The organism is Methylobacterium sp. WL103 (assembly GCF_008039885.1).
Lineage (GTDB): Bacteria > Pseudomonadota > Alphaproteobacteria > Rhizobiales > Beijerinckiaceae > Methylobacterium > Methylobacterium cerastii.
Genome location: NZ_VRUX01000143.1, coordinates 1 through 8,878, shown reverse-complemented (window position 1 = coordinate 8,878; position 8,878 = coordinate 1). Strand labels below are relative to the sequence as shown.

At 68.9% G+C, this 8,878-nt stretch carries 12 protein-coding genes; 2 read left to right on the top strand and 10 right to left on the bottom strand.

What is annotated here, in order from left to right:
* The 5 genes from FV222_RS11200 to pyrH all read right to left on the bottom strand — a co-directional run.
* On the bottom strand, nt 1-99 hold a 99-nt coding region (locus FV222_RS11200; RefSeq protein ID WP_147814297.1), incomplete at its 3' end, for a hypothetical protein.
* Nucleotides 100-113: 14 nt separating this feature from the next.
* Nucleotides 114-974 carry a phosphatidate cytidylyltransferase gene (locus FV222_RS11195; RefSeq protein ID WP_147762657.1) on the bottom strand — a complete coding sequence of 287 codons (861 nt, stop codon included), beginning with the start codon at nt 972-974 and terminating at the stop codon, nt 114-116.
* 174 nt (nt 975-1,148) lie between these two features.
* Nucleotides 1,149-1,715 carry a ribosome recycling factor gene (frr, locus tag FV222_RS11190; protein ID WP_147750502.1) on the bottom strand — a complete coding sequence of 189 codons (567 nt, stop codon included), beginning with the start codon at nt 1,713-1,715 and terminating at the stop codon, nt 1,149-1,151.
* Nucleotides 1,716-1,868: 153 nt separating this feature from the next.
* Nucleotides 1,869-2,426: a BLUF domain-containing protein gene (locus FV222_RS11185; protein ID WP_147762656.1), complete on the bottom strand. Its 558-nt coding sequence runs from the start codon at nt 2,424-2,426 to the stop codon at nt 1,869-1,871.
* A gap of 80 nt (nt 2,427-2,506) precedes the next feature.
* Nucleotides 2,507-3,229, bottom strand: coding sequence for a UMP kinase (gene pyrH / locus FV222_RS11180; RefSeq protein ID WP_147750500.1), 723 nt, complete (start codon nt 3,227-3,229; stop codon nt 2,507-2,509).
* A gap of 183 nt (nt 3,230-3,412) precedes the next feature.
* Here pyrH and FV222_RS11175 point away from each other — a divergent pair, with 183 nt between their 5' ends.
* Nucleotides 3,413-3,685, top strand: coding sequence for a BrnT family toxin (locus FV222_RS11175; protein ID WP_147762673.1), 273 nt, complete (start codon nt 3,413-3,415; stop codon nt 3,683-3,685).
* Nucleotides 3,654-3,932, top strand: coding sequence for a helix-turn-helix domain-containing protein (locus FV222_RS11170; RefSeq protein ID WP_147814295.1), 279 nt, complete (start codon nt 3,654-3,656; stop codon nt 3,930-3,932). The genes FV222_RS11175 and FV222_RS11170 overlap by 32 nt, the downstream gene beginning before the upstream one ends.
* A gap of 90 nt (nt 3,933-4,022) precedes the next feature.
* On the opposite strand, the gene tsf is transcribed toward FV222_RS11170, so the two are convergent.
* The 5 genes from tsf to FV222_RS11145 all read right to left on the bottom strand — a co-directional run.
* The gene (tsf, locus tag FV222_RS11165) at nt 4,023-4,943 is read right to left on the bottom strand and encodes a translation elongation factor Ts (RefSeq protein WP_147762654.1); all 921 of its coding nucleotides are present in this window, start codon (nt 4,941-4,943) and stop codon (nt 4,023-4,025) included.
* Between the two features lie 121 nt (nt 4,944-5,064).
* Entirely contained in the window at nt 5,065-6,132 is a 1,068-nt protein-coding gene (locus FV222_RS11160; RefSeq protein ID WP_147762653.1) for a 30S ribosomal protein S2, read from the bottom strand.
* A gap of 124 nt (nt 6,133-6,256) precedes the next feature.
* Complete coding sequence (locus FV222_RS11155; RefSeq protein ID WP_187277306.1) at nt 6,257-7,519, bottom strand: diguanylate cyclase; 1,263 nt, start codon at nt 7,517-7,519, stop codon at nt 6,257-6,259.
* 149 nt (nt 7,520-7,668) lie between these two features.
* Complete coding sequence (locus tag FV222_RS11150) at nt 7,669-8,412, bottom strand: pseudouridine synthase (protein ID WP_147814293.1); 744 nt, start codon at nt 8,410-8,412, stop codon at nt 7,669-7,671.
* Between the two features lie 28 nt (nt 8,413-8,440).
* On the bottom strand, nt 8,441-8,878 hold a 438-nt coding region (locus tag FV222_RS11145; RefSeq protein WP_147814291.1), incomplete at its 5' end, for a methyltransferase.

The window sequence follows — 8,878 nt, the reverse complement described above, 5'->3', positions numbered from 1 at the left end:
GGCGCCGACCCGGAAGCGGTCCGGGTGCTGGGCCACCAAGTCGGTGGTCGAGCGGCCGATCGAGCCCGTGGCGCCCAGGATGGTGACGGTGTGGGTCACGGCGTAAAACTCCGTCAGGCCGCGAGGCGGCGCAGGATCAGGTACAGGCCGGCCAGCAGCGCGACGGCGAAGAACCCGTCGAGCCGGTCCATCACCCCGCCATGGCCGGGGATCGACGCGCCGGAATCCTTCACGCCGTAACGGCGCTTCAGGCCCGATTCGACGAGGTCGCCGCCCTGGCTCAGGACGGAGGCGACGGCGCTGGCGAGCCCGACCCAGACCAGCGAGGTCGCGGCGAGCGGGCTCCAGCCCTGGGCCCGGGCGAGCATGACGACGCCGATCCCGGCGGCGACCGCCCCGGCGAGGCCGCCGAGCGCGCCGGACCAAGTCTTCTTCGGCGACACCCGCGGCATCAGCTTCGGGCCGCCGAGCGTCCGGCCGGTGAAGTAGGCGACGACGTCGGTCGACCAGACCACGGCGAACATCCAGGCCGGCCCGAGGATGCCGATCGTCGGCGCATCGCGCAGGGCCACCGGCACCAGGGCGATCACGGCGCCGCCGGACAGCGCACCGAGCGCCCGCAGGCGTCCAGCATTCCCCTGCGCCAGGACGAGGCAGAGCACGGCGCCGAGCACCAGGATGGCCGGCACTGCGTAGCGCGGCGCGTCGCCCTCGAAGCAGGCGGCTGCCAGGATCAGCGTGCCGGCGACGACGGCGAGGAGCGCGCGGCGCGGCACCGTGCGGCTCATGCCGATCCACTCGGCGGCCCCGACGATGCCGGCCACGAGCCAGATCGCGGCGAACGCCCAGCCGCCGAGCACCAGGGCGGCCACGACGATCGCCGCCAGCACCAGCCCCGAGACGACGCGAAGGCCGAACTCACGGTTCGCGAAAGGGTTCTTCAGGGCGCCAGCGGTGGCGTCGGGGACGGCCATCAGCGGATCTCCGGCCCTCGAAACCGCGCGAGGGCAAGATGCGCAAAATGCTTCTCGTCCACGCCGCCCAACTCCGTCACATCGTCGTTTTGGACGCGATCGATCCCGGCGCCACACATCTCGGAAGCAGTCACGGGTTCGTTCTCCACTTGGGAGAGGGAGCCGCAAGCCGCCTCACACCTGCATGATTTCCTTTTCCTTGGACGCCAGCACCCCGTCGACCTCGCCGATGTACTGGTCGGTGACCTTCTGCACTTCGGTGGCCTGGCGCTTCTCGTCGTCCTCGGAGATGGCGCTGTCCTTAAGCAGCTTCTTGAGGTGGTCGAGCCCGTCGCGGCGCACGTGGCGGACCGCGACGCGGGCCTCCTCGGTATACTTGTGCGCGACCTTGACCATTTCCTTGCGGCGTTGCTCGTTCATCTCGGGGATGCGCAGGCGAATGGTCTGGCCTTCCGTCTGCGGATTGAGGCCGAGGTCGGATTCGCGGATCGCCTTCTCCACCGCCGTGACCATGCCGCGGTCCCAGACCGAGATCGAGAGCAGGCGCGGCTCGGGCACGCTGACGGTGGCGACCTGCGCCATCGGCATCGAGGCGCCGTAGGCGTCGACCTGGATCGGGTCGAGGATGCTGGGGGTCGCGCGGCCGGTGCGCAGCGATCCGAGGTCCTTGGAGAGCGATGCGACGGCGCCCTGCATGCGGCGCTTGATGTCGGACAGGTCGAAGGGGGTTGGTGTAGCCATGCGGGCGGTATTCCGACGCGAAGATCAGGAGTGAGATGGGCCTTGGGGCCGTTCGGGCGTTTCCATGGACCAAAATCCGACTCGCCGCAAATGGCGTCCGTCCGGATCGGGACTGCGATCGGAGCCTCTCGGCTCGGCAGCGCGCGCGGGTTCTCAAGCGCCCCGACGGGCCGGGTCTTTCGGCACGATCGGCCCAGCCCCGGACTTCTGGACGAAATGGCCGCCGTCGAGATGCGCGAAGGCACGCAGGAGTTTGATGGCGCTCTGGACCGGCATGTCGCTCGGGTCGAGCTTCGGGGTCGCGCCGTAATCCATGTAGATCGCGTCGAGGGCGTCGGAATGGCCGGCGAAGCCCACCATCCAACCCTCGAAGTCGCGCTGCTCGATGGGACGGCTCGACATGAGCACCATGCCGCTGTGGCGGTTGTCTGCGGCGAGCTTCCAAAGCTGTTCCGAGATCGCCGCCCGTTCCCCCTCCATCGCCTGAAGGAAGAAGTGATCGTTGAAGACCAGGGCCCCGGTCAGCCCGGACACGCGATCGTAGCGGTTGCAGGCGGTCAGGATGTCCTTGACCATCTCGCGCATGGAGCCACCGGCCAGTCTGATCTGATTTCGACTGAAGAACACGATTTGCGAAAGCGGCATTCGACGGGTCCGTCGTTTCCGCGCAAAGCTTATCCCGCGCGACGCGCCGGAATTAAAACCCTTCAATCCTCACCAAACCGTCACGACGAACTTCGCCCGCTGGTTGTTTTTCGCGGGCGTGCCCGAGCCGACCCGCGGGTGCCGTCTCAAGGCACGACCAGGGTGGAGGGCGCCTGCCCCGTCAGGATCGCGGTGATCGAGGACGGCGGGTGCACCGAGCCGACGACGATCGACAGCCGGCTCTCGCGGGCGAGGGCGAAGGCCGCCGTATCCATGATCTTGAGGTCACGACTGATCGCCTCGTCGTGGGTGATGCGGTCGTAGCGGGTCGCGTCGGGGTGGGTCTTGGGGTCGGCCGAGTAGACGCCGTCCACCTGCGTCGCCTTCAGAACCGCGTCGCAGCGCAGTTCCGCGGCACGGAGCACGGCGGCCGTGTCGGTGGTGAAGAACGGGTTGCCGGTGCCGCCGGCGAGCACCACCACCTGGCCCTTGTCGAGGTGGTGCAAAGCCGGCTGGCGCGCGTAGGTCTCGCAGATCGTCGGCATCGACACCGCCGACATCGTGCGGGCGGGCACGCCGGCCGCGTTCAGCGCTGTCTCAAGCGCCAGCGAATTCATCACCGTCGCCATCATGCCGAGCGAATCGCCGGTGGCTCGATCGATGAAGCCCGCCTGCGAAATCCGCGCGCCGCGGATCATGTTTCCACCGCCCACCACCAGCGCGACCTCGATCCCGGCTTCGATGGCTCGGGCGATGTCCTCGGCGAGCCCCGCCAGCGTCGGCGGATGGAGCCAGTACCCGTCCGGGGCGGCCAGCGCCTCGCCGGAGAGTTTGACCAGCACGCGGCGAAACGGCGTCGTCTCCGGCATCGTCCACCTCATAGGGTCCGGCGACGCGGCCGCACCTGATCCAGAACCGAGGGGCTTCTACGTCACCCCGCCCCGGACCGTCGAGGGCTCGGAGACCCGGTCAGCGAACCGCTTCCGAAAAATCGGCGGCCGACCACGAGGATGAACTTGCCAGAAGTACGGAAATTCCGCACTCATCATCGGATGGACGAGCCGTTCGATCCCGGCAAGGACGCGATCAACCGCGAGCGGCACGGCCTGTCGCTCGCATTCGGCGACAGGATCATGCCGGACGAAGCCCACCTGATCATTCCCTCTGTCCGCCCGCAGGACGGGGAGGAACACTTCAAGGCTGTGGGGTCGGTCGAGGGCAAACTACACACGGCCGTGTTCACGTGGCGGAACGGGCGACCGCAGTTCATCTCGGTCAGAAGGAGCAACGCCGGTGAAGGACGAGCCTACCATTCTGGCCTCTGAGACCAGCGACCCGGAGGATTTCGACGTCTCGGCCACGACTTTGGATCGGGCGCAGAAGGCTCGGCTGATCCGCATGGCGCGCACGAGCCTCGGATTGTCGCAAGGCGAATTCGCTCTGCGCTTTCGGGTGTCGCTCGGAACCTTGCGCGATTGGGAGCAGGCGCGGACCACGGCACCCGATTTCGCGGTCCCCTACGTCCGCGTCATCGCCCGGCATCCGGACATGGTCGCCGCCGCCATCGCCTGAGGCGAACGCCGGCAGCCACGCCGTTCGACGGTACGACGCAAAAAGCCCCGGCCTTGCGGCCGGGGCTTCCCAAAACAATCGTGCTGCGGCTCAGCGCGACATGGCGGCGACTTCGCTCGCGAAGTCGGGGCCCTCTTCCTTCTCGATGCCGTCGCCGAGCGCGTAGCGCACGAAGCCGGTGAGCGCGACCGGGGCGCCGGCCTTGCCGGCGGCCTCCTTGATCACCTGGCTGATCGTCTTCGAGCCGTCGTGCACGAAGGGCTGCTCCAGGAGGGTGACCTCCTTGTAGTAGCTCTTGAGGCCGCTCTCGACGATCTTGGCCATCACGTGGTCGGGCTTGCCGGCGTTCTTCTCGCGCAGGATGTTCGACTCGCGCTCCAGCGTGGCGGCGTCGACGCCGGAGGCGTCGAGCGCAACCGGGTTGGTGGCGGCGACGTGCATGGCGATCTGGCGGCCCAGCGTCGAGAGGTACTCGACGTCACCCTCGGACTCGAGCGCGACCAGCACGCCGATCTTGCCGAGGCCCTCGGAGATCTGGCCGTGGACGTAGCTCGCGATCACGCCCTTGCTCACGTCGAGCTTGGCGACGCGGCGCAGGTTCATGTTCTCGCCGATGGTGGCGATGAGGTTCTGCAGCTTCTCCGAGACGGTCTCGCTGCCGCCGGGGAAGTGGGCGGCCTGCAAGCTGTCGAGGGTGCCGTCGGAGTCGAGCGCCATCTTGGCGGCCTCGCGGGCGAAGGCCTGGAAGGCGTCGTTGCGGGCGACGAAGTCGGTCTCGGAGTTGACCTCGACGATCGCGGCGTGGTGGCCGGCGGACTCGACGGCGACGAGACCTTCCGCGGCGACGCGGCCGGCCTTCTTGGCGGCCTTGGCGAGACCCTTGGTGCGCAGCCAGTCGACGGCGGCCTCGAGGTCGCCCTGCGTCTCGTTGAGCGCGCCCTTGCAGTCCATCATGCCCGCGCCGGTCTTCTCGCGGAGTTCCTTCACCATCGCGGCGGTGATGTTGGCCATGGCCGGTCCTTTCGTATCGTTCAGATGAGAGGAGCCCGACGTTCAGGGGTGAACGCCGGGCCCGAATGTGATGGTGCGGATCACGGCGCCCCGGACGGGGCCGCCGCGATCCAGCGGGCGATCAGGCGGCGGCCTGGGCCTCGACGAAGCCGCGAGCCTGGGCGACCCAGCCGTCACGGCTGAAGCGGTCGTTGAGCTTCAGGTCGGCGTCGACCTTGGCGACGTCCTCGGGGCTCATCGCCGCGATCTGCCAGTAATGGTAGATGCCGCCTTCGTTGAGCTTCTGCACGATCTGCGGGCCGGCGCCGTGGAGCTTGGACAGGTCGTCCGGCGCGCCGCGAGGGGCAGCGAGCAGCTCGAAGTGCTCGGTGGTCTCGGCGAGCATCGCCACGTCGGCCGGGTCGAGGGCGCCCGACTCCACCGAGACGGCGGCAACCTCCTCGCCGGGAAGCTCCTCGGCCATCGGCTCCTCGGAGGCGCCGAGGTCGACGCCCGACGTGCCCTGGCCGCGGGAGATGCCGTCGATGGCGGCGCGGGCGATCAGGTCGCAGTAGAGCGCGATGGCGCGGCCGGCGTCGTCGTTGGCCGGGACCACGTAGGTGATGCCGTCCGGGTTGCAGTTGGTGTCGACGATGGCGGCAACCGGGATCCCGAGGCGCTGGGCCTCCTTGATCGCGAGCTGCTCCTTGTTGGTGTCGATCACGAACAGCAGGTCGGGCACGCCGCCCATGTCCTTGATGCCGCCGAGCGCCTTCTCGAGCTTGTCCTTCTCACGGGACAGCATCAGGCGCTCCTTCTTGGTGAGGCCCGGGCCGCCGGTGTCCAGGGTCTCGTCGACCTTGCGCAGGCGCGAGATCGAACCGGAGATGGTCTTCCAGTTGGTCAGCATGCCGCCGAGCCAGCGGGAGTTGACGTAGTACTGGGCCGAACGCTTGGCGGCCTCGGCGATCGTGTCGGCCGCCTGGCGCTTGGTGCCGACGAACAGCACGCGGCCGCCCTTGGCGACCGTGTCGCTCACCGCCTGCAGCGCGGTGTGCAGGGCCGGCACCGTCTGGGCGAGGTCGATGATGTGGATGTTGTTGCGGGTACCGAAGATGTAGGGCTGCATCTTCGGGTTCCAGCGGTGCGACTGGTGCCCGAAGTGGGCGCCGGCCTCGAGGAGCTGGCGCATGGTGAAATCGACGGCCATGAGTGTTCGCTTTCTTTCCGGTTGATGCCGCCGCGGAGGTAGCGACCGGCCGACGGATCGGCCGATCACCGGAAACGCCCCATTCAGGCATGGGGCCGGCTCCGCGTGTGGAATGGGCGGGGCCTTAGCAGAGGATCGCCGCCGGGGCAACGGTGTCGCCGGGCTCCGACCGGTGCGAGGGAGGACCGTCCTGCTCCGCCGCCACGGGGACGGGGCCGGGAAGCGCGCGGTTGCGGCCGGCCCGCTTGGCGGCATAGAGTGCGGTGTCCGCGGCGGCGACGAGGTCGCTCAGCGCGATGCCCGGCACGAGGCCGCCGGCTACGCCCAGGCTGGCGGTGACCACGCGGCCGGCCCCGAGCGCCGGGTGCGGGATCGCGGTCGCCTCGATGGCCGCCCTCACCGCCTCCGCCAGCCGCATGCCGTCGGCCAGCTCCATGCCCTGCACCAGGATCAGGATCTCCTCGCCGCCGAATCGGAAGGTCACCCCGCCGCGCCGGGCGGCGACCGCAGCGACGCCGGCGCTCACCCGGCGCAGGCAGTCGTCGCCCTCGACATGGCCGCGGCTGTCGTTGAAGGCCTTGAAGTGGTCGATGTCGAGCAGGATCGCCAGGACGGTGCGTGCCGGCGGCGATGGGGCCACGGCGTCGAAGTATTCGGCCAGGTACCGCCGGTTGAAGAGGCCGGTCAGCGCGTCCGTCCGCGCAGCGCGCGTGATCTGCTCGCGAAGCAGGGTGGCATGGAGCCCGAAGAGGAAACTCCTGCGCTCGTGGTATTCGATGATGTAGGCCGCGATCGAGAGGTGGATTAAGCAGGTCGAGTAGAACATGACGATCGCCATGGAGTTGGCGACGTCGAACATCCTCCACCAAAATATCACACTGAAATGGATGGCGATACTCGATACGAGCGCGATGAGCGCGTATCGAAAGCGGTTCTGCTGGACCACCGCTACGAACATCATGATGAGAACGTTCGTGTACTGATAATTGAGCTTGAAGACGCTGTCGCTCTGCGCCAGGACAAGCGTCGGCAACAGCAGGGAGAGCAGGCCGCAGACCACCGAGCTGCCTTCCATCCGAAACCGGGTCGGGTGCCGGCGTGCGATCCACAGCATTCCGAGCGCGAACGGCGTGAAGATCCCGATCCGGGCGACGACCATCATCGCGAAGACGTCGGGCAGGAGGATCTGGTCCAGCACGAGGAACAGGTCGTAGACCAGCACCCCGACGAGGGTCGTGATCGTCATGACGCGGGCGCGGGCCTCCCGGCCGTTCCGCTCGAACAACGTCTCGATCGGCCGCGCGAAGGCGAGGCGGCGGCTTCCCGCCGCGATTTCACGCTCGACGATGTCCGGCTGTAAGCCCTCGCCGATATCGTAGGATTGCATCGACGCGTACCTCGGCCTCTCGGCGACCACCTTAGGTCTAGATACCTTTCGAAGCGTTTTCATCGTCGATCGACGCCGTCGCATCGTCGGCGCCTGCGACAAGATGGACCACGCATCCGCAGGCGGGCGCGGGGGACCGACCGCCGGGCTTACTCCGCCGCCGCGAAGACCACTGCGATCGCGAGCGAATCCATCACCCGATACGCCCCCGCCGGCAGGTCGGCCGGCAGGTCGAGCCCGCCGACGCGGTCGCGGTGGAGGGCCGTGACGTGGTTGCTCATCGCCGCGAACATGCGGCGGACCTGATGGTAGCGGCCCTCGTGCAGGGTCACGGTGGCGTGGGTCGCGTCGTCGGCGGAGAATCCCACGGGGAGGAGCGGCTTGTCGTCGTCCTCCAGCGTCAGGGTGCCGGCGGCGAGGATCGCGCCTTCGTCGCCCCGGAGCGGGCGATCCAGCGTGACGCGGTAGCGCTTGGCGACATTGGCCTTGGGCGCGATGATCCGGTGCAGCAGCGCGCCGTCGTCGGTCAGGAGCAGCAGGCCGGAGGTTTCCTTGTCGAGGCGGCCGACGGTGGACAGCGCCGGGTCGCGGCGGCGCCAGCGCTCGGGCAGCAGCCCGTAGACCAGCGGGCCGGCCTCCTTGTGCGAACAGGTCACGCCCAGCGGCTTGTGCAGCATCAGCGCGAGGCCGGGCGGCGGGTCGATGCCTTCGCCGTCGACGGTCAGGCGTGCGGGCAGATCCGGGGTCACGGCGATGCGGGCGCCCGCGTCGTCGAGGGACGCGCCGTCGAGGACGATGCGGCCGGCCCGCGCCAAGCCCGCGATCTCGCGGCGCGAGCCGTAGCCGAGGTTGGCCAGCAGCTTGTCGAGCCGGGCGGTCGGGACCTTGCTCATCGAAGCCCCCGACTCAGACGAATCCGACTCACTTGCGCGCCTCGAACACCTTGTAGCCGTGGGCCGACGCCTTCACCGTCACCGCCTTGAAGGCCTCGGCGAGCACGCGCTCGTAGGGCAGGTGCGCGTTGGCCGTCAGCCACAGGCTGCCGCCGGGGCGAAGCGCCTCCGCGGCGCGGCGGATGAAGACCTGGCCGAGCTTCTGGTCCTCGGTGCCGCCATCGTGGAAAGGCGGGTTCGTCACCACGAAGTCGAGGCGCGTCAGGCCCAGGTCGGCGGCGCGGATGTCGGCCCAGCGGATACTGCTACGCGGGTCGCCGACGTTGCGGCGTGCCATCTCGACGGCGCGGCGGTCGACGTCGACCAACGTCAGCGCGGTGACGGCGGGTGAGGCCAGCACCGCGCGCGCCAGGATGCCGAGGCCGCAGCCGAGGTCGGCGCCGGCGCCCTTCAGCGCGGGCAGCGT

Bases quoted from the DNA above. Each gene is read 5' to 3' on its own strand.
- frr (WP_147750502.1), bottom strand. From the start codon at position 1,715: ATGGCTACACCAACCCCCTTCGACCTGTCCGACATCAAGCGCCGCATG.
- FV222_RS11195 (WP_147762657.1), bottom strand. From the start codon at position 974: ATGGCCGTCCCCGACGCCACCGCTGGCGCCCTGAAGAACCCTTTCGCG.
- FV222_RS11160 (WP_147762653.1), bottom strand. From the start codon at position 6,132: ATGGCCGTCGATTTCACCATGCGCCAGCTCCTCGAGGCCGGCGCCCAC.
- FV222_RS11155 (WP_187277306.1), bottom strand. From the start codon at position 7,519: ATGCAATCCTACGATATCGGCGAGGGCTTACAGCCGGACATCGTCGAG.
- FV222_RS11150 (WP_147814293.1), bottom strand. From the start codon at position 8,412: ATGAGCAAGGTCCCGACCGCCCGGCTCGACAAGCTGCTGGCCAACCTC.
- tsf (WP_147762654.1), bottom strand. From the start codon at position 4,943: ATGGCCAACATCACCGCCGCGATGGTGAAGGAACTCCGCGAGAAGACC.
- FV222_RS11175 (WP_147762673.1), top strand. From the start codon at position 3,413: ATGGACGAGCCGTTCGATCCCGGCAAGGACGCGATCAACCGCGAGCGG.
- pyrH (WP_147750500.1), bottom strand. From the start codon at position 3,229: ATGCCGGAGACGACGCCGTTTCGCCGCGTGCTGGTCAAACTCTCCGGC.